Here is an 18,237-nt window from a genome sequence, read left to right on the forward strand (position 1 = left end):
CGGCATGTAGCGCGACCAACCACCGCGGGCCCGGCCGAACCACCGATCAGACCTCTTCCTCACGGAGTACAACCATGTCTCGTGTCACCCCTCGCGCTGCCCGTCTCGCCGCCTGGATCGCCATCCCTGCCGCCCTCGTCGCCTCGGGCGTCGTCGTCTCGACGGCCTCGTACTCGGCGTTCTCCGCCACCACCGTCAACCCGACGGACAACTGGACGGCCGGCAGCGTCGCCCTCACCGACGACGACAACAACACGGCGCTCTTCACCGCCAACAACCTGAAGCCCGGCTCGACCGGCGCGAACTGCATCACGGTCACCTCGACCGGTTCGCTGCCCTCGACCGTGAAGCTCTACGGCACGAACGCCGCGACCTCGAAGGACCTGGCGGCGAACATCAACCTGACGGTCGAGCAAGGCACCGGCGGCGGCTTCGGCTCCTGCACCGGATTCACCCCTGCCACCACCAGCGGCTCGCTCTACAGCGGCACCCTCGCCGGTTTCGGCTCGTCCTCCACCAACTTCGCCACCGGCGTCGGCACCTGGGCCCCGACCGGCACCGCGTCCGAGTCGCGCGTCTACCGCCTCACCTACACCGTGTCGAGCACCACCCCGAACACCGTGCAGGGCGGCACGGCGTCCATGGGCCTCACCTGGGAGGCCCAGAACAGCTGATCCGGGCGCACCTCGCCCCCCGGCGGACCAGGCCCAACCAGCCCGGTCCGTCCCTCCCCGCAACGCGCCCCCGGTCGAAGGCAGTCATGAGCAGCATCGCAGTGCACGGTGGTCAGGCACCGCACGCAGCGGTCCGTGACGCCGTCGACTGGGGGCGCGTCGTCGTCGCCACCCTCGCCCGCGGTGTGGTCGCGACCCTGCTCGGTCTCGCGCTCTGGGCCGCCGCGCCAGCGGTCATCGGCTGGCAGCCGACCACGGTGATGACCGGCTCGATGGAGCCGCGTCTGCTCCCCGGCGACGTGGTCGTCTCGCGGCCCGTCGCCTCGGGTGCGATCAGCACGGGCAAGATCCTGCTCGCCGACGACCCGGACCAGCCGGGTCACCTCCGCATGCACCGTTACGTCGAGGACGGCCCCCGGAGCACCCTGATCACCAAGGGTGACGCGAACCCGCAGCAGGACTCCACCCCGCTCGAGCGCTCGGCCGTGCACGGCGTCGCCTTCCTCCGCATCCCGTTCGTGGGTGCGCCGATCCGGTGGATCCGCGAGGGCGAGTGGGTCCAGGTCGTCATGCTCGCGCTCGGCCTGACCGCCGCCCTCGCCCTGTGCACGATCGACGGGTCGCTCCGCCGGCTCGTCGCCGAGGACAACGCGGACCGCGCAGACGGCGACGCGGACAGCGGGTCGGCAGACGGGACCGACGACGGCCTGGAGGCGCGGGACGCCGCCGTCACGGGCCTCCCGACCGCCACGGCCACCGTCGTGACCCGGCGCGCGCTGCGTCGACGTGCCCGCCGCCGGCAGCGGCTCCGCCGCCTCGGTGGGGGCGCGGTCGTCCTCGTCATCGCCGGGAGCGTCGGCGTGCTCGTGCCCGCGCAGGCGGTGGCCGCGCCGTGGTCGCGGACCACGAGCACGGCCGCGACGCTCCACGCCGGCACGGCGACGCCCGCCACCGCCCTGACGTGCACGTCCAACCGTGACGGCTCGGTCACCATCGGCTTCGCGTACGACGGTCCCGACGCGGCGTCGTTCTCCGTGCTCAACACGAACGCGAACAGCATCGCCGCGACCGGCCCGGCCGGCAGCACCGCGCCCATCCGCGTCACCGGCAGCGGCATCCTGACGCTCGGAGCCGTGGTGACGGTCAAGATCCGCACCAACTGGGCGGGTTCCTGGCACGTCGACAGCACCGCGACGGCGCGCATCCAGACCGCGCTCATCGGCACGGACCTCAGCTGCGCTCGCTGAGCGCGCGAGGCTCTCCACACGGCGCCGCGGGGCGTCGGTCGATGTCCCCGGCCAGCGTTACCGTGTCCGCATGCGCATCCTGCACACCGGCGACTGGCACCTCGGCCGTACACTGCTCGGTGCCGACCTCCTCGAGCACCAGGCGGCGTTCACCGACTGGCTCGTCGACCTGGTGCGCGAGCGCGCCGTCGACCTCGTGGTCATCGCCGGCGACGTCTACGACCGCGCGATCCCGCCGCTCGACGCGGTCCGCATGCTGTCCCGGGTGCTCGAACGCCTCGCCGAGACCACGACCGTGGTCCTGACGCCGGGCAACCACGACTCCGCCGCACGGCTCGGCTTCGGCGCCGGTGTGATGGGGGAGCGCGTCCGCATCCTCGCCGAACCCGCGCGCATCGCCGACCCGGTGCTGGTCGCCGACGACGACGGCCCGGTGGCGGTGTACGGCATCCCGTACCTGCACCCCGACCTCACCCGGTACGCCCTGGCCGCGGTCCCCGATGAACCCCTCGCACGCTCGCACCACGCGGTCGTGCACGCCGCGACCGAGCGGATCCGTACCGACCTCGCCACCCGGGCCGGCACCAGGAGCATCGTCGTCGCGCACGCCTTCGTCGGGGGCGCCGACCCCAGCGACAGCGAGCAGGACATCCGCGTCGGCGGGGTCGACCGCGTCGCCGAGTCGGTGTTCGCCGACTTCGACTACGTCGCGCTCGGGCACCTGCACGGCCCGCAGCGCGTCGGCGACGGCGGCCGGATCCGGTACGCCGGCTCGCCCCTCGCGTTCTCCTTCGGCGAGCGGCAGCAGCGGAAGTCCGTGACGATCGCCGAACTCGACGCGGCCGGCGTGGTCACCGTCGAGCTCGTCCCGACACCGGTGCCGCGTCGGTTGGTCGACGTCCGCGGCGGTATCGACGAGATCGAGTCCGGTGCGTTCCGGGCCGATGCCGACGCCTGGGTCCGGGTCGCCGTGACCGACACCGTCCACCCGGAGCGCATGTACGCCCGGGTGAAGGACCACTTCCCGCACGCGCTCGCGATCACGCACGAGCCGGCCGATCGCCCCGCCGCCACGGCAGCCCGCGCGGTCACCGCCACGTCCGACCCGGTCGAGGTCGCGGCGGACTTCGTGGCCTTCGCCACCGGGGGCGTGCCCGACGACGACGAGCACGCCGTCCTGACCGAGGCGTACGAGGCAGCCGCGCTCGCCCTGCAGCGCGAGGGGGACCGTTGATGTACCTGCACCGCCTTCAACTACGGGCCATCGGGCCGTACCCCGACCTCGTGACCATCGACTTCGCGGCGCTCGCCGCCTCTGGGGTGTTCCTGCTCGAGGGGCCGACCGGCTCCGGCAAGTCGACCATCATCGACGCCGTCGTGTTCGCCCTGTACGGCGGGCTCGCGGGGTCCGACGCAAGCTCCGACCGACTGCACAGCCAGCACGCCGACCCGTCCGTCGAACCCTTCGTCGAGCTCGTGTTCGAGACCGGTGCCGGCACGTACCGCGTCCGGCGCACCCCGCAGTACGACCGTCCGAAGCAGCGAGGGACCGGCACCGTGAAGCAGCAGGCGTCCGCACAGCTGTTCCGGCTGGCCGGGCCCGCCGACGCCGCCGGTGAGCCGATGTCCTCGCGGATCCCGGAGATCGGCGTCGAGATCGCCCGGATCGTCGGGCTCGACCGTGCGCAGTTCCTGCAGACCGTCGTGCTGCCGCAGGGCGAGTTCGCGCGGTTCCTCCGTTCCCCGGGGGAGGACCGCCGGAAGCTCCTGCAGTCGCTCTTCGGCACGCAGGTCTACGACCGCACCGCCGACGAGCTCGCCGCCCGCCGCCGCGCCGTGCAGGCCGAGGTCGACGGAGCGGACGAGCGCGTGCGCGACGCCCTCGCCCGCTTCGCCCAGGCCGCGGGACTCGACGACGCCGACGAGTCCGTGGTCCCCGGCACGGCGACGTCGCTCCGCGCGGCGGCCGACGCGGCCGGGGCGGCACGCACGAGCGCGGCGACCACGGCGACCGCTGCGACCGCGCACGAGCAGGCGGTGACCGCCCGCGCCGCGGCCCTCGACCGCCGGGCCGCCCTGCTGCGGCGGCAGGCGATCCTCGATGCCGACGCACCTGCCGTCGAGCACGCGCGCTCCGCCCTGGCGACGGCCGAACGCGCAGCCCGGGTCGCCGCCGTCGCGGACGGCCTCGACGCAGCGTCCGTGCGCGCCGACGACACCGCTGCCACCGCGGTGCGGCTGCGTGACGAGCACGACCTCGGCGGTGCGGACACGGCCGAGGTCCTCCGTCGACGGGATGCCCTGATCGACGACCTGTCCGACGTCCGGCACCTCGTCGTGGTCGAGGACGGCACTGCTGCCCGACGCGCCGCGATCGCCGAGGCGACGGACACGGCCGAACGGCTCGCCGCCGAGCTGGTCCGGCTCGACGCGGCCCTCGATGCCCGACCTGCGGAGCGGACGCGGATCGTCGAGGCCGCTCGAGACGCAGCGGTCACCGCCGCCGACGCCGACGCCGCGGCGCACGAGGTCTCCCGCGTCCGGTCCCTCCGCGCGGACCTCGTCGCTCGCGGCCGTGCCGAGCAGCGCGTCACCGAGGCCGAACGGGCCGTGGCCGGCGCGCGCCGGGTGGCGACGGAGGCGCTCGAGGCCGAACGTTCCCTGCGCGAGCGCCGGATCGCCGGGCTGGCCGGTGAACTCGGCGCGGCACTCACCCCCGGCGACCCCTGCCCCGTCTGCGGCTCGACGACGCACCCGTCGGTGGCGTCGCCACAGGACGACCACCCGTCGATCGCTGCGGTCGACGCGGCTGGTGACGTGTCCCGCCGGGCCGACCAGCGCCTCGCGGACGCCGCCGCGGACCTCGCGGTCGAGCGTGCCGAGCACCAGCGCCTGGTCGAGGCCGTCGGCTCCTTCGACGACGCCGTGATCGACACGATGGCGGCAGCCGCCGACGAACGGGTCCGGGCCGCGCGCCAGGCGTCGGCGCTGGTCCTGCAGCACGAGCGAGCCCGCTCGGACCACGACACTGCCACCCGCGCGCTCGAGCGTGACCGGAACGACCTCGACGCCCGCCGCACGGTGCTGGCGTCGACCGCGGTGTCGGACGCCGAGCGGCTCGAGACCGACCTGCGAGCCGTGCACGACGCGATCGCGCGCCTCGGTGCGCTGCTGGACGACGAGCCCGGCTCCCTCCGGGCCGCGGTCGGCGTCCTCGACGAGCGGTCGGCGGCTCTCCGTACCGTCGCCGAGGCCGACGACCGAGCGACGAGCGCGGCCCGGGCTCGCGACGAGCGTCGAGCCGAGGTGGCTCGTGTCCTCGACGAGCAGGGCTTCCCCGACGTGGCCGCAGCGAGGGCCGGGTTGCTCGTCGCCGACACCGCCGCCGGCTTCCGCAGCCGCATCAGTGCGGCCGAGGCCGAGCGGGCCGTCGTCCGGGCCGGCCTCGACGAACCCGCCGTGCAGGCCGCGGCCGACGATGATGCCGAGCAGCTCGACCTCGAGGGCGCGCGGGCCGAGCGGATCCGCGCCGCTGCAGCGCTCGACGATGCCACCCGGCTCGCGGTGACGGCCGCCGACCGCGCAGAGGCCGTCGAGCAGTGCGCTGCCGAGGTCACCCGTGCGGTCCGTGCCCGGCAGGAGACCTCGACACGCAGCCGCGCGGTGGTCCGCCTCGCCGACGTCGCGAACGGGGTCGCGTCGGTGAACCCGACCGGGATCACCCTCGGCACCTACGTGCTCATGCGCCGGTTCGAGGACGTCGTGGCGGCCGCCAACGACCGGCTGCGCGGCATGCTCGCCGGCCGGTTCACGCTCGAGACCTCCGACGAGCGCGAGTCCGGCTCGCGGGCACGACGGACGGGCCTCGCCCTCGCCGTGCACGACCACACGACGGACACGGTGCGCGACCCGCGCAGCCTGTCCGGCGGCGAGACGTTCACCGTCTCGCTGTGCCTGGCGCTCGGGCTCGCGGACGTCGTGCAGGCCGAGGCCGGCGGCGTCTCGCTCGGCACGCTCTTCGTCGACGAGGGCTTCGGCACCCTCGACCCGGAGACCCTCGACGACGTCATCGGGCAGCTGTCCCGACTGACGGCCGGCGGCCGACAGGTCGGCATCGTCAGCCACGTCGAGGAACTCAAGCAGCGAATCCCGGAGCGGATCGCCGTGCGACGGACGGCGACCGGGGGATCCCGGGTGACCACGACCGTCTGACGGTGCCCTGTCCCGGGACCGGGACCGGGACCGGGACCGGCACCGGCACCGGCACCGGCTACGGGGTCGGCGTCGACTCCACTGTGCCGTCGGGCGGCGGCAGGATGTCGGCCGCGATCCACGGGAACACCCACTGGAACAGCACGAACACGATGGCAGCGAGGAGCACGAGCAGCTCGAGCACCTTCAGGACGGTGGGGCCGGGCAGCAGGCGCCAGACCAGGGGGAAGATCACTTGACGGTCTCCGAGAGTTCCTTCGGGGTGCCCTCGGACGCGGGCATCCAGTAGTCGAGCTTCGCGTGCGTCACGAAGCGCTCCGCCGCGGACCACATCGGGTGGCAGGCGGTCAGGGTCAGCCAGCGGTCTTGCGCCGTCGGTTCCACGCCCGGCTTGTTCGGCACCGGCGCGATCGTCTCGATCTTGTCGGGCGTGACGATCTGGCTGTCGGTGACCTTGTACACGTACCAGACGTCGAACTTCGTCTTCGCGTCGGTGACCCGCACCACGATCGAGTCGCCCTGCTTGAGCTCCGCGATCTGGTTGAGGGGCTTGCCGTAGGTGACGCGGTGGCCGGCGACGGCGAAGTTGCCGGGCGCCCCGGGCATCGCGGTGTCCTGGTAGTGCCCGAGGCCGATCGTGTTGAGCACCTTCTCACGATCGGTGCCCTCACCGACCGGGCGGTTGTAGTCCTCGCCGAAGCGGGGGATCTGCATCGTGCCGAACACGTCCGACAGTCCCGGCGGTTCCGCGAGCACCGGTGCGGTGCCACGGTGCTCCGTGCCCTGCACCTTCGGGGTGGTGACCTGGTCGAGACCCTGGACCAGCTTGCTCTGCTCGTTGACCGCGACCACGTCGGTCCACCAGGCCGTCCACACGACGTACAGGCCGGTACCGGCGCCCGCGATGATGAGCAGCTCGGCGATGAGCGACACGATCGCGCCGCCGACGGTCAGTCGTCTCCGGGGGGAGCGCGGGGACCGCGAGCCGGCTTCGTCGTCCCGCGCGCTGCGGCGCGACGGGAGGGTGTCGTGTGCGGTCACGGGGCTCCTGATCAGCTGGGATGGTCGGACAGGTCTATCAGATCACGGCGACGGCCCGGTGACGACGTTCTCCCCACCCCCGTTAACGTGGTGGCCATGGAGTACCGGATCCGTCCCTTCCGCACCGACGACACCGACGCGGTCGTCGCGCTCTGGGAGTCGTGCGGTCTGGTCCGTCCGTGGAACGACCCGCGCCGTGACATCGCCCGCAAGCTGACCGTCCAGCCGGAGCTCTTCCTGGTCGCCGAACAGGGCACCGACGACCGCGGCGCCGGCATCGTTGCGGCGGGCATGGCCGGGTTCGACGGACACCGCGGCTGGGTGAACTACCTCGCGGTGCGGCCGGAGCTGCAGGGCTCGGGGCTCGGTCGGACGCTCATGGCGGAGTTCGAGCGGCTGCTGACCGACCTCGGCTGCCCGAAGGTCAACCTGCAGGTGCGCGCGGGCAACGAGCAGGTGCTGGGGTTCTACGCCTCGCTCGGGTACGCCGACGACCAGACGGTCTCGCTCGGCAAGCGCCTCATCCCGGACGTCTGACCGCCCGGCAGCCCGACCGCGCCCCCGACCCCGCCCCCCGGGAAGGCGACAGAGTCCCGCCGATGTTCCGCGGCACACTGTCGCTTCGCCGGAGTCGACACCGACCGTCAGCGGGACACAGTCGCTTTCGCGGCACCAGCGCTCCGCCGGCGCCCCACCGCCCCGTTACGCCAGTGCCAGCGCCACCGACGCGACGAACGCCAGCACGATGCCGATCCACTGCTGCCCCGTCAGCCGCTCCCGCAGCACCACGCCGGCGAGCACGACCGTGCCGATCGGGTACAGCGCGTTGAGCACACTCACGACGGGCAGCGTCGCCGGGTCGTCGCTGCTGTGCAGTCCGGCCTGGATGAACACGTTCGCCATCGCGTCGAAGACGCCGCACGCGGTCACGGTGACCAGCAGCCGCGGACCCCGTCCGCGACCCGCCCGATGCTCGCGGACCGCGGCAGCGTCGTCGGGTCTGGCCGTCGTCGTGGCGTGCACCGGGCCTCCCGTCCGGAGCGCGACCACGAGCGCCGCCGCACCCAGCAGGACCGCCTGCAGCACCCGCGCGACCAGGAGCGGGGCGACGCCCGAGTCGGTCGGCGTCATGTCGTAGGCCAGCACGATCCCGCCGAAACCGCACCCGGCGACGGCCGCAGCCGCCACGCCGCGGGCGGTGAGCCGCGCTCCGGATGCATCCCGGACGAGCGCGACGAGCACCACGGCGACCACGGCGACCACGAGGGCACCCTTGGCGACGGGGGAGAGCACCGTCCCGCGGGACACCGCGACGAGCACCGGTACGACGGCCGCGAAGACGGCCGTGACGGGCGAGAGCACGCTCATCGGGCCGATCGCGAGCGCCGCGTAGAGCAGGAGCACGCCGACCCCGCCGGAGAGCCCCGCGACCGCACCCCAGACCGCGGCCGGCCACGAGAACGTGCCGCCCACCACCACCAGGCCGACGAGCAACGGCGCGATCCCGACCACCGCCGCCACCGCTGCGACCGTCACCGGACGGATCCGCCGCGATGCCAGGCCGCCGAGGAAGTCGGCGAACCCGTAGACGATCGCGCCGGACAGGCCGAACAGCACGGTGAGCACGGCTCCCATCCTGCCCGGCCCGGTAGCCTGCGTGGCGTGAGCGTTCCCTACCACCGCCTGCCCCGTGTCGACGCACGCTGGAGGTGGTGGCGACCGCTGGTGGCCCTCGCGTTCCTGGCGGGGTGGTACCTGGTGTCGCAGATCGTCATCGCGGTCGCGTACTTCGTGCCGATCCTCCGGAGCCAGGGTGCGGACGGGCTGATCCAGCTGCAGAACGACCTGGCGAGCGGCGCACTCGACCCCACCGACCCGGTGGTGCTCTCGATGTCGCTCGTCTCGCTCGTGGTCCTGCTGCCGGGGATCCTGCTCGCGGTCAGGATCGCGCGGATCGGGCCGGCCGGCATCCTGTCGTCCACGCGCTTCCGCGTCCGGTGGGCCTGGACGGCCTGGTGCCTGCTGCCGACGCTCGTCATCGCGGCGATCATGTTCGTGGTGCAGACCGGCCTGTTCTGGGACGGCGGCATGATCACGCTCGAGGGCGGCTTCGCCTGGAACCACGACGCGATCGGCCAGTCGACGGTCTCCCTCGGCACCCTGACCCTGACGATCGCCCTCGTCGTGCTGCTGGTCCCGTTCCAGGGCGCTGCGGAGGAGTACATCTTCCGTGGCTTCCTCATGCAGACCATCGCATCGTGGATCCCGTGGCGGATCGTCGGCACGGTCCTCGCCGTGGCCGTGTCCACGGTCGTGTTCGCGGTGCTGCACATCCCGAACGGCTACAACGTCTGGGGCATCCTCGACGTCGGGTCGTTCGGCCTGATCGCGGCGATCATCGTGCTCCGGACCGGCGGCATGGAGGCCACCGTCCTGCAGCACGCCTTCAACAACATCATGATCTTCCTGCTGCAGGCGCCGGGCTGGTCGGGGATCGACCTGACGTCCACGGACGCGAACGGCACGCCCGGCGGCTGGCTCGTCACGCTCGGCACGTCGCTCCTGTTCTGGGGCATGGTCGAGTTCCTGGCGCGGTGGCGGGGGCTGGACCGCAGGTTCGTCGGGCACGAGGCCCCGCGGTTCCGCGGTGTCGCCCCGGCCTGGGCGGGCGGGGTGCGCTGGACCCGGCCTGGAGGCACGGGCTGGGCGACCGCGCCGGTCCGCGCCGGCGACGCGGCCGGCTCCGACCTCCGTGCCGGTCCCGACGAGGACGGCGCTGTGGACAGTGCGGTGGGTGTCGCCGGTCGCCCGTAGGCTCGTGGCATGAGCACCACGCCCGCGCCCGCTGCCGTGTCTGCTCCTGCTGCCGTCTCTGCACCCCGTGCCGCTGCGCTCGACGTGCTGCACCGGGTGTGGGGCTACGACGACTTCCGCGGCGAGCAGGCGTCCATCATCGACCAGGTGGTCGGCGGCGGCGACGCCCTCGTGCTCATGCCGACCGGTGGTGGCAAGTCGCTCTGCTACCAGGTGCCGGCGCTCGTCCGCGACGGCGTCGGGGTCGTGGTGTCCCCGCTCATCGCGCTCATGCAGGACCAGGTCGACGCCCTGGCGGCGAACGGCGTGCGTGCCGCGTTCCTCAACTCCACGCAGGGCGCCGACGAACGGTCCCGGGTCGAGCGTGCCGTCGTGCAGGGCGAGGTCGACATGCTCTACCTCGCGCCGGAACGTCTGCGGCTCGAGTCCACCCGCGCGCTCCTCGACCGGGCGCGCGTCTCGCTGTTCGCCATCGACGAGGCACACTGCGTCGCCCAGTGGGGCCACGACTTCCGGCCGGACTACCTCGAGCTGAGTGTCCTGCACGAGCGCTGGCCGACCGTGCCGCGTATCGCCCTGACCGCGACGGCGACCCCGCAGACCCACCGCGAGATCTCCGCCCGCCTCGGGTTGGACGACGCCGCGCACTTCGTGGCCGACTTCGACCGGCCGAACATCCAGTACCGCATCGAGCCGAAGACCGCGGCGCTGCAGCAGCTGCTCACCTTCATCCGCACCGAGCACAGCGGCGACGCCGGCATCGTCTACTGCCTGTCCCGCAAGTCGGTGGAGCGCACCGCGACGGCGCTCGCCGAGCAGGGGATCAACGCGCTGCCGTACCACGCCGGTCTCGATGCCCGCGTGCGTGCCCGCAACCAGTCGACGTTCCTGCGCGAGGACGGCGTGGTCATGGTCGCGACGATCGCGTTCGGCATGGGCATCGACAAGCCCGACGTCCGGTTCGTGGCGCACCTCGACCTGCCCAAGTCGGTCGAGGGCTACTACCAGGAGACCGGTCGCGCAGGTCGTGACGGGCTGCCGTCGACCGCCTGGCTCGCGTACGGGCTGAACGACGTCGTGCAGCAGCGCCGGATGATCGACCAGTCCGAGGGCGACGCCGCACACCGCCGGCAGCTCAGCGCCCACCTCGACGCCATGCTCAGCCTGTGCGAGACGATCGAGTGCCGCCGGGTGCGGTTGCTCGCGTACTTCGGGCAGGAGAGCACGGCGTGCGGCAACTGCGACACGTGCATCGCCCCGCCGGAGTCGTGGGACGGCACCGTCCCCGCGCAGAAGCTGTTGTCCACCGTGGTCCGGCTCGAGCGTGAGCGCGGGCAGCGGTACGGTGTGGCGCACCTCGTCGACATCCTGATCGGCAAGCGGTCGCCCCGCGTGCAGGAGCTGCAGCACGACTCGCTGGCCACGTTCGGCATCGGCACCGACCTGTCCGAGGGCGAGTGGCGCGCCGTCGCGCGGCAGCTGCTGGCGCAGGGGTACGCCGCGGTCTCCGGCGACGGCTTCGGCACCGTGGTCCTCAGCCCGACCAGTGCGGACGTCCTGACCGGCAGGGTGCAGGTCCGGATGCGCCGCGACCCGGTGAAGGCACCGCGTGCGAGCCGTTCGCGGCGGACCGTCGTCACGGACATGCCGCAGGAGGCCCTGGGCCTGTTCGAGTCCCTGCGCGCCTGGCGTGCTGCCGAAGCCCGCGAGCAGGGCGTCCCCGCGTACGTCGTGTTCAACGACGCGACCCTCCGGGGCATCGCCGCGGTCAAACCGGCGGACGTCGACCAGCTCGCCGAGATCTCCGGAGTCGGTGCCGCGAAGCTCGAGCGCTACGGCCGCGCGGTGCTGGACGTGGTGTCCGCGGCCGACTGAGCGGTTCGCCGGAGCTCATGCCGGCAGCGGCATGTGCCCTCCGCGCGCCTCATTACACTCGGTAGCTCGTCATCACGAGGAGGTCCGGTGTCCGGTTCGACGAAGTTCGCCACGGTGCTCAGCCGCGCCGTGGTGACGCCGCTCGCCCGGTTGCTGTGGCGCCCGACGATCATCGGTCGCCGGAACGTCCCGAAGCGCGGCCCCGTCATCCTGGCGAGCAACCACCGCTCCTTCATCGACTCCCCGGCGATCACGCTGATGGCCCCCCGCAAGGTGTCGTTCCTCGCCAAGCAGGAGTACTTCACGGGTTCGGGCGTCAAGGGTGCGGTGTCCCGCGCGTTCTTCGCCGGGATCGGTGCCATCGGCGTCGAGCGTGGTGCCGGCGCTGCGGCGCAGCAGGCCCTCGACCTCGGGCTCGCACGACTGCAGGAGGGCGAGGCCTTCGCGATCTACCCGGAGGGCACGCGGTCCCTGGACGGCCGGATCTACAAGGGCCGCACGGGTGTGGCGTGGCTGGCGCTGACGAGTGGCGCTCCCGTGGTGCCCGTCGCGCTGACCGGCACCGAGGACGTGCAGCCGGTGGGCTCGAAGCTGCCGACCCTCGCGAGGGTGACCATCGAGTTCGGCGAGCCCCTCGACCTGTCGTCCTACGGCGAGGCGTCCTCCGGTCGAGCGCGACGCCACGCCACCGACGCCGTGATGGCCGCGATCCAGGAGCTCAGCGGGCAGGAACCGGCCAGCGCGTACAACAACCCTCCGGCGACGATCGTGGAGCGCGTCCGCCGCGTGCTCCAGCCGGACGACCCGACCGCAGCCGCCGTCGACCCCGACTGATCAGACCACCGGTCCGCACTATTGCACATCTGACATATCGATGGTTGAATGAGGGATGTGCCAGTCGGCACGTCTCCATCGCCGGTCGCCCGAGAACGACCGCGCCTCGACATCCAGATCGGACGGTCAGCAGCATGTCCTCCACCCCGCTCTTCGACTCCATCGCCCAGCGCCGGGATCAGGCCGACGCCCCCGGGTCCGTCCCGACGCCCCCACCGGCTCGCGGGTTCGACACGCCCGTCCCCACCTCGCCGATGTCCGCACCCCTCCGGCCCGGTGACTCCACCCTCGTCCCCGCAGCCCTCGTCGCGGCGATCGACGACATCCCGGTGCGCGTCGCCGGCGCCGTCGTGACCGAGGCCACTGTGCGACCCGAGCACCTCGTCCTGGTCGAGACCGTCGCCGACGCCATCACCCGTGCGGTCGTCGACGCCGTCGTGACCGAACTCGACCGGATCACCCGCGACGGCGTCGTCCGCGTCTGAAGCCGGCGGCCCCCGAGCGATGACGACGTCCACCGACGGTCTCCCGCTGCGCCCGCGCGGTGCCGAGCGGCGGACCGCCAACCGATCAGCAGCGTCCGCGCAGCGCCGTGCACGGCGCGATGCGCCTCGGGACGCCCGACGAGCCGCCGGGGTGGCGGTGTCCCCTCCCGTCACCCCGGCTTCCACCCCGCGCCGCAGCACGTCGTTCTTCCGCAGCCCCGTCCGGCACACCCTGCCGGCAGCCGCCGCGACCGCCGTGGCCTGCCTGTTCGTCTCCGTCACCTCGCCGCAGACCGCCATGGCCGCCGCACCCGAGCAGAGCGCTCCCGCACTCGGCACCCAGCACTTCGTGGCTGACGGGTCCTCGCGCCTGACCGTCGACCGTGACGGCTTCTCGGTCGGGCACCCAGCCGCAGTCCTGCGGGCACCCGGTGGCACGGCCTCGGCCGACGGGGTGTTCCGTCCCACGGTCGGCGTGATCGCCGATGGCGGCGCCTTCGGCTCGCGCTGGGTCGCGGGCTGTGACGCGTGCTCGACCTCGCACCAGGGTGTCGACTTCGCCGCGGCCATCGGCACCCCGGTGGTCGCCGCGATGCCCGGTCGGGTGGTCTCCGCCGGGGTCCTCGGTGGCTACGGGAACCAGGTCCTCCTGCAGCACGCCGACGGCACGCGGACCCGGTACGGGCACCTGTCCGTGATCGGGGTCCGGCCCGGCCAGACCGTCGTCGCCGGGCAGCGCATCGGGGCTGTCGGCAACACCGGTGTCTCGACGGGCGCACACCTGCACTTCGAGGTCATCGTCGCCGGCGCACCGATCGATCCCGCAGCCTGGTTGCAGGCTCGCGGGCTCCTCTGACGGCCGGGTCGGCCAGGGCTCCGGCGCCGGACGAGGCCGCGGGCGTACCGTCGACACCGTCGCGACACCGCGCCGCGACAGGACGGAGACGCGCGTGCGTGTGACGGTGTTGGGAACGGGTGCGATGGGTGCCGGGGTGGCGGGTTCGCTCCTCCGCGAGGGGCACGAGGTCACGGTCTGGAACCGGAGCACCGACAAGGCCGCGCCGCTCGGCGACCGCGGAGCCACGGTCGCAGCCGATCCGGCGCTGGCCGTCGAACGCGCCGAGGTCGTCCTGCTCACCCTGTTCGACACCGACGCGGTCGTCGACGTCCTGGAGCAGGCCGCCGGCGACGCGCCGACCGACGCCGTGTGGGTGCAGGCCTCCACGATCGGGGTCGAGGGCACGGCCACCGTGGTGCAGCTCGCCCAGAAGTACAGCATCACCCTGGTCGAGGCGATGATGCTCGGCACGAAGGCCCCGGCGGAGCAGGGGAAGCTCACGATGCTCGCCGCGGGGCCCGGCGACCTGCTCGACCGCATCGCACCCGTGCTCGACGCGATCGGCGCGAAGACCGTCCGGGCCGGCGAGCACGTCGGCGACGGCACCGCCCTGAAGCTCGCGGCGAACGCCTGGATCGCCTCGCTCACGGCGGCCACCGGGCAGTCGCTCGCCCTCGCGGCCGCGCTCGGCCTCGACCCCGCGCTCTTCCTGCAGGCGATCGAGGGCAGTGCGAGCGACTCCGCGTACGCCCACACGAAGGGTGCGGCGATGATCGCCCGGCAGTTCCCCGCGCAGTTCGCGCTCGACGGGCTCCGGAAGGACATCGGCCTGATCACGGATGCGGCACGGTCGGCCGGGGTGTCCACGACGCTGCTCGAGGCGCTCGGCCGGGTCTACGCGGACGCCAGTGCTGCGGGGCACGGTGGCGACGACATCGCCGCGGTGGGAACCGCGTTCTGACGCCGGGTGCGGTCAGCCGCGTCGGAACAGTCGCCGCAGGCGCTTCGTGAGCCGTCCCACGGCCTCGTCGTTCATCGTGTTCGCCAGGTCGAATGCCTCGCGCGCGGGATCGGCGCCGCCCTGGATGCGTCGGAGTGCGGCGTCGGCACGGGCGCGTGAGTCGAGCTCGGCGAAGGGCATGTCGTCCTCGGGGTGGTGCTCGCCACCTGGTTCCATGCGCGACAGGCTACGCGCGACGGGTGTGGTCGGTCCCGGCGTCGAGGTCGTCCACCACCCGGACGAGTTCGTCGAGGAACTCCACGACCACGGCCATGTCGTCCGTCCGCAGGTGCTCGGTGACCTCGAGCGCACGAGCGTCGAGCTCCTCGATGACGCGCACCGCGTCCCGCATCGAGGTGCCGGTCGCGGTGAGGATCACGCCGCGGCGGTCGTTCGGGTCGGGGTGCCGCTCGACGTGGCCGCTGCGGACGAGCCGGTCGACGAGCGCCGAGGTCGATGCCGCCGTGATCTGGAGTCGCTCGGCGAGGACCTTCGCGTTGACGGTCCGGCCGTCGTGCTCGGCGTCGATCAGGACCCGGAGTGCCAGCAGGGCGTTCTCGCCGATGCCCAGGGACTCGCGCGCGCGGCGCTGGGCGGCGCTCTCGGCTGAGCGGTACCGCCGCAGGGCGTTGAGGACGTCGACGGCGGTCACCGCGGAGTCCTCGTACCAGTACCCCGCGGTGCTGGTCATCACCTCGGACGTCATGCGAACAATGCTAGACGCTCTAGCGAGTTCGTCAGGCGAGCGGGGAGACGGGACACTCGCAACACCCGTGACGTCATTCGGAAACACCCCGGCAACGCCCGCTCGTTAGGTTCTGGGCATGCAGGAGCAGCCGTGCTGAGCCGACTCGCGGGGAACGTCTTCCACGTGGGGAGCGCGGTCGAGCGCACCGACGTCGTCGCGCGGCTGCTCGACGTCTACGTCGCTCGCCGCGAACCGGGCACCCTCGACGACGACCGCATGGTGGCGACGGAGCTCCGCAGCGTCATCGGGACGGCGGGTCCGGCGAACGACGCCGACCGTGCCGCGACGATCGACGCGCTCGCGCTCGACCGGCACGAGCCCGCCTCGATCGCGGCAGCGGTGGCCGTCGCCCGCGACCACGCACGTCGTGCCCGCGAGGTCGTCTCGAGCGAACTCTGGGACTGCCTCGACGTCACGCGGTCACGGATGCCGCGGAAGATCGCCCCCGACCGGGCGCACGAGTTCCTGGGGTGGGCACGGGAGCGCAGCGCGCTCGCCATCGGTGTCGTCGAGGGCGATGCCAGCCGCGACGAGGTCTGGGAGTTCTTCACCCTCGGCCGGTCCCTGACGCGCTGCGCCTCCACCGCCCGCCTGCTGGCGTCGCGGTTGCTGGAACCCGACTCGGTGATCTCGTGGACGGCGGCGCTCCGGGCATGCGGAGCGGGCGAGGCGTTCCTGCGCGGGCGGGACCACGCCCCGGTTCCGTCCGACGCAGCGGCGTTCCTGCTCCTCGACGAGCACAGTCCCCGCTCGCTGCGCTTCTCGGTGCACCGCGCCGCCGAGTGTCTCGCCGACGTCGCCCCCGCCTGTGTGGCGGAGGAGGTCGCCGGGTTCGCCGCAGCACGGGCGCAGCTCGACGCCATCAGCGAGGAGTCGGCACTCGCCGCCGTCGGCGCGGCCGGCGACCGGCTGGCGGTCGCGGCCGACCGCGTGGCTGCGGCGCTCGAAGCGCGCGTCTTCGCGGGGTCGGCGCCCGTGCTCTGAGCCGCGGTCGGCCCACGGGTCGTTGCGCTGATCGGGTGGTCGCGCCGCGTCGGAGGGGAGGCCCGTGGCGGGGCCGCCACGGGCCTCCCGTCCGTCAGGCGGCACCGGAATCCGTCAGGCGGCACCGGAATCCGTCAGGCGGCACCGGAATCCCTCAGACGGCACTGGAGCGATCGGCCAGCGCTTCGTCGCGCTCGAGCTCCCGTCGCAGCGCGGCGCGCGTGCCGACGACCGGCACCGCGTGCGTGATCGCGAGGTGCAGGCGGGCGTCGGCGTCGTACCGGAGCCGGACCCGCTGGTACCGGATCAGCCACACCAGGGCGATCGCGAGGGCCACGAAGCCCGACGCGGCGCCGACGACGATCGCCCAGCGCGGGCCGAAGGCGTCGGCGACCGCTCCGACGACGGGGGCGCCGATGGGGGTGCCACCGGCGAAGATCGCCATGTACAGCGCCATCACCCGGCCGCGCATCACCGGCTCGGTCGTCGTCTGCACCAGGGCGTTCGCGGTCGTCATGAAGGTCAGGGACGCGAGCCCGACGAACACGAGCACGACCGCGAAGGTCCAGTAGGTCGGGGCCAGCGCGGCGGCGGTGCACGCGAGACCGAACCCGCCGGCGGCGAGTACCAGGGTGCGCATGCGCGGGGTGTCCCGGCGGGCGGACAGCAGCGCCCCGGCCACCGAGCCGATGGCCATCACGGAGTTGAGCAGGCCGAACTCGCCGGCGCCCTGGTGGAACTCGACGCGGGCCATCGTCGAGGTGAAGATCGGGAAGTTCACGCCGAACGTGCCGACGACGAAGATCATGCAGAGCACCACGACGATGTCCGGCCGGGTCCGGACGTACCGGAAGCCGGCGACGATCTGTCCCCTGCCGCGAGCGGCGCGGACGCGTTCGGCGAGCTGTGCGGGGTCGACGAACCGCAGCGCGACGAGGACGGCCAGGAACGAGCCGGCGTTGATGACGAACACCCAGCCGGAGCCGATCGCGGCGATGAGCACCCCGGCGACCGCGGGGCCGATGAGCCGTGCGGCGTTGAACGACGCGGAGTTGAGCGCGACGGCGTTCGCGACGTTCTCGCCCTGCACGACGTCGGAGACGAACGCCTGGCGGATCGGGGCGTCGAACGCGGCGACGATGCCGAGCGCGAGGGCGAACCCGTACAGCGACAGCAGGGTCGCGGTGTGCGTGAGGACCATCACGCCGAGTCCGAGGCCGAGCAGCCCCATCAGTGTCTGGGTCAGCATGAGCATCCGCCGGCGGTCGAACCGGTCGGCGGCGAGACCGGTGAGCGGGAGGAGCAGGAGCTGTGGGCCGAACTGCAGCGCCATCGTGATGCCCACCGCGACGGCGTCGTTGTCGGAGAGCTGCGTCAGGACGATCCAGTCCTGGGCGGTGCGCTGCATCCAGGTGCCGACGTTCGACACCAGGGCACCGGCGAACCAGATGCGGTAGTTGCGGCCGGCGAGGGAGCGGAACATCG

At 73.0% G+C, this 18,237-nt stretch carries 18 protein-coding genes; 12 read left to right on the forward strand and 6 right to left on the reverse strand.

Features of this window, described 5'->3' with window-relative positions:
* The first annotated feature begins 74 nt into the window (after positions 1–74).
* The 4 genes from ITJ56_RS06425 (at position 75) to ITJ56_RS06440 (ending at position 6,133) form a co-directional block, all read left to right on the forward strand.
* Positions 75–674, forward strand: coding sequence for a hypothetical protein (locus tag ITJ56_RS06425; RefSeq protein WP_194628824.1), 600 nt, complete (start codon positions 75–77; stop codon positions 672–674).
* 86 nt (positions 675–760) lie between these two features.
* On the forward strand, positions 761–1,921 hold the full coding sequence (locus ITJ56_RS06430; RefSeq protein WP_194628826.1) for a S24/S26 family peptidase: 1,161 nt from the start codon (positions 761–763) through the stop codon (positions 1,919–1,921).
* 70 nt (positions 1,922–1,991) lie between these two features.
* Positions 1,992–3,155: a metallophosphoesterase family protein gene (locus tag ITJ56_RS06435; RefSeq protein ID WP_194628827.1), complete on the forward strand. Its 1,164-nt coding sequence runs from the start codon at positions 1,992–1,994 to the stop codon at positions 3,153–3,155.
* Entirely contained in the window at positions 3,155–6,133 is a 2,979-nt protein-coding gene (locus ITJ56_RS06440; protein WP_228517240.1) for an AAA family ATPase, read from the forward strand. Before ITJ56_RS06435 ends, ITJ56_RS06440 begins: the two co-directional genes overlap by 1 nt.
* Before the next feature lie 58 nt (positions 6,134–6,191).
* Here ITJ56_RS06440 and ITJ56_RS06445 read toward each other — a convergent pair whose 3' ends face one another.
* Both ITJ56_RS06445 and ITJ56_RS06450 read right to left on the reverse strand, forming a co-directional pair.
* Positions 6,192–6,368 carry a hypothetical protein gene (locus tag ITJ56_RS06445; RefSeq protein ID WP_185021323.1) on the reverse strand — a complete coding sequence of 59 codons (177 nt, stop codon included), beginning with the start codon at positions 6,366–6,368 and terminating at the stop codon, positions 6,192–6,194.
* Complete coding sequence (locus tag ITJ56_RS06450; protein ID WP_323749737.1) at positions 6,365–7,174, reverse strand: class E sortase; 810 nt, start codon at positions 7,172–7,174, stop codon at positions 6,365–6,367. Before ITJ56_RS06450 ends, ITJ56_RS06445 begins: the two co-directional genes overlap by 4 nt.
* Before the next feature lie 96 nt (positions 7,175–7,270).
* Here ITJ56_RS06450 and ITJ56_RS06455 point away from each other — a divergent pair, with 96 nt between their 5' ends.
* Positions 7,271–7,711: a GNAT family acetyltransferase gene (locus ITJ56_RS06455; RefSeq protein WP_194628831.1), complete on the forward strand. Its 441-nt coding sequence runs from the start codon at positions 7,271–7,273 to the stop codon at positions 7,709–7,711.
* A 165-nt stretch (positions 7,712–7,876) separates the two neighbouring features.
* Here the strand turns inward: ITJ56_RS06455 and ITJ56_RS18880 are convergent, their stop codons facing one another.
* A complete protein-coding gene (locus ITJ56_RS18880; RefSeq protein ID WP_194628833.1) occupies positions 7,877–8,800 on the reverse strand; it encodes an EamA family transporter in 924 nt (307 codons plus the stop codon).
* 36 nt (positions 8,801–8,836) lie between these two features.
* Here ITJ56_RS18880 and ITJ56_RS18885 point away from each other — a divergent pair, with 36 nt between their 5' ends.
* From ITJ56_RS18885 to ITJ56_RS06490, 6 genes are all read left to right on the forward strand, one after another.
* On the forward strand, positions 8,837–9,988 hold the full coding sequence (locus ITJ56_RS18885; RefSeq protein WP_194628835.1) for a CPBP family intramembrane glutamic endopeptidase: 1,152 nt from the start codon (positions 8,837–8,839) through the stop codon (positions 9,986–9,988).
* Positions 9,989–9,997: 9 nt separating this feature from the next.
* Positions 9,998–11,863 (forward strand): DNA helicase RecQ, encoded by a 1,866-nt coding sequence (gene recQ, locus ITJ56_RS06470; RefSeq protein WP_194628837.1) that lies wholly within the window; start codon positions 9,998–10,000, stop codon positions 11,861–11,863.
* An 87-nt stretch (positions 11,864–11,950) separates the two neighbouring features.
* Positions 11,951–12,697, forward strand: coding sequence for a lysophospholipid acyltransferase family protein (locus tag ITJ56_RS06475; protein WP_194628840.1), 747 nt, complete (start codon positions 11,951–11,953; stop codon positions 12,695–12,697).
* A gap of 134 nt (positions 12,698–12,831) precedes the next feature.
* Positions 12,832–13,182: a hypothetical protein gene (locus tag ITJ56_RS06480; protein ID WP_194628842.1), complete on the forward strand. Its 351-nt coding sequence runs from the start codon at positions 12,832–12,834 to the stop codon at positions 13,180–13,182.
* A gap of 151 nt (positions 13,183–13,333) precedes the next feature.
* On the forward strand, positions 13,334–14,038 hold the full coding sequence (locus ITJ56_RS06485) for a M23 family metallopeptidase (protein ID WP_323749738.1): 705 nt from the start codon (positions 13,334–13,336) through the stop codon (positions 14,036–14,038).
* A gap of 106 nt (positions 14,039–14,144) precedes the next feature.
* A complete protein-coding gene (locus ITJ56_RS06490) occupies positions 14,145–14,981 on the forward strand; it encodes an NAD(P)-dependent oxidoreductase (RefSeq protein WP_323749741.1) in 837 nt (278 codons plus the stop codon).
* 12 nt (positions 14,982–14,993) lie between these two features.
* Here the strand turns inward: ITJ56_RS06490 and ITJ56_RS06495 are convergent, their stop codons facing one another.
* Together ITJ56_RS06495 and ITJ56_RS06500 are read right to left on the reverse strand one after the other, a co-directional pair.
* A complete protein-coding gene (locus ITJ56_RS06495; protein WP_194628846.1) occupies positions 14,994–15,197 on the reverse strand; it encodes a hypothetical protein in 204 nt (67 codons plus the stop codon).
* A gap of 10 nt (positions 15,198–15,207) precedes the next feature.
* Positions 15,208–15,726: a MarR family winged helix-turn-helix transcriptional regulator gene (locus tag ITJ56_RS06500; protein ID WP_194628848.1), complete on the reverse strand. Its 519-nt coding sequence runs from the start codon at positions 15,724–15,726 to the stop codon at positions 15,208–15,210.
* Between the two features lie 132 nt (positions 15,727–15,858).
* Here ITJ56_RS06500 and ITJ56_RS06505 point away from each other — a divergent pair, with 132 nt between their 5' ends.
* Positions 15,859–16,752 (forward strand): alpha-E domain-containing protein, encoded by an 894-nt coding sequence (locus tag ITJ56_RS06505; RefSeq protein WP_194628850.1) that lies wholly within the window; start codon positions 15,859–15,861, stop codon positions 16,750–16,752.
* 154 nt (positions 16,753–16,906) lie between these two features.
* Here the strand turns inward: ITJ56_RS06505 and ITJ56_RS06510 are convergent, their stop codons facing one another.
* Entirely contained in the window at positions 16,907–18,235 is a 1,329-nt protein-coding gene (locus ITJ56_RS06510; RefSeq protein WP_228517301.1) for an MFS transporter, read from the reverse strand.
* Positions 18,236–18,237: the final 2 nt, after the last annotated feature.

The sequence above is a fragment of the Curtobacterium sp. VKM Ac-1376 genome (genome assembly GCF_015351025.1).
In the GTDB taxonomy this organism is placed as follows: domain Bacteria; phylum Actinomycetota; class Actinomycetes; order Actinomycetales; family Microbacteriaceae; genus Curtobacterium.

Bases quoted from the DNA above. Each gene is read 5' to 3' on its own strand.
- ITJ56_RS06425 (WP_194628824.1), top strand. From the start codon at position 75: ATGTCTCGTGTCACCCCTCGCGCTGCCCGTCTCGCCGCCTGGATCGCC.
- ITJ56_RS06430 (WP_194628826.1), top strand. From the start codon at position 761: ATGAGCAGCATCGCAGTGCACGGTGGTCAGGCACCGCACGCAGCGGTC.
- ITJ56_RS06435 (WP_194628827.1), top strand. From the start codon at position 1,992: ATGCGCATCCTGCACACCGGCGACTGGCACCTCGGCCGTACACTGCTC.
- ITJ56_RS06440 (WP_228517240.1), top strand. From the start codon at position 3,155: ATGTACCTGCACCGCCTTCAACTACGGGCCATCGGGCCGTACCCCGAC.
- ITJ56_RS06455 (WP_194628831.1), top strand. From the start codon at position 7,271: ATGGAGTACCGGATCCGTCCCTTCCGCACCGACGACACCGACGCGGTC.
- recQ (WP_194628837.1), top strand. From the start codon at position 9,998: ATGAGCACCACGCCCGCGCCCGCTGCCGTGTCTGCTCCTGCTGCCGTC.
- ITJ56_RS06480 (WP_194628842.1), top strand. From the start codon at position 12,832: ATGTCCTCCACCCCGCTCTTCGACTCCATCGCCCAGCGCCGGGATCAG.
- ITJ56_RS06495 (WP_194628846.1), bottom strand. From the start codon at position 15,197: ATGGAACCAGGTGGCGAGCACCACCCCGAGGACGACATGCCCTTCGCC.
- ITJ56_RS06500 (WP_194628848.1), bottom strand. From the start codon at position 15,726: ATGACGTCCGAGGTGATGACCAGCACCGCGGGGTACTGGTACGAGGAC.
- ITJ56_RS06510 (WP_228517301.1), bottom strand. From the start codon at position 18,235: ATGTTCCGCTCCCTCGCCGGCCGCAACTACCGCATCTGGTTCGCCGGT.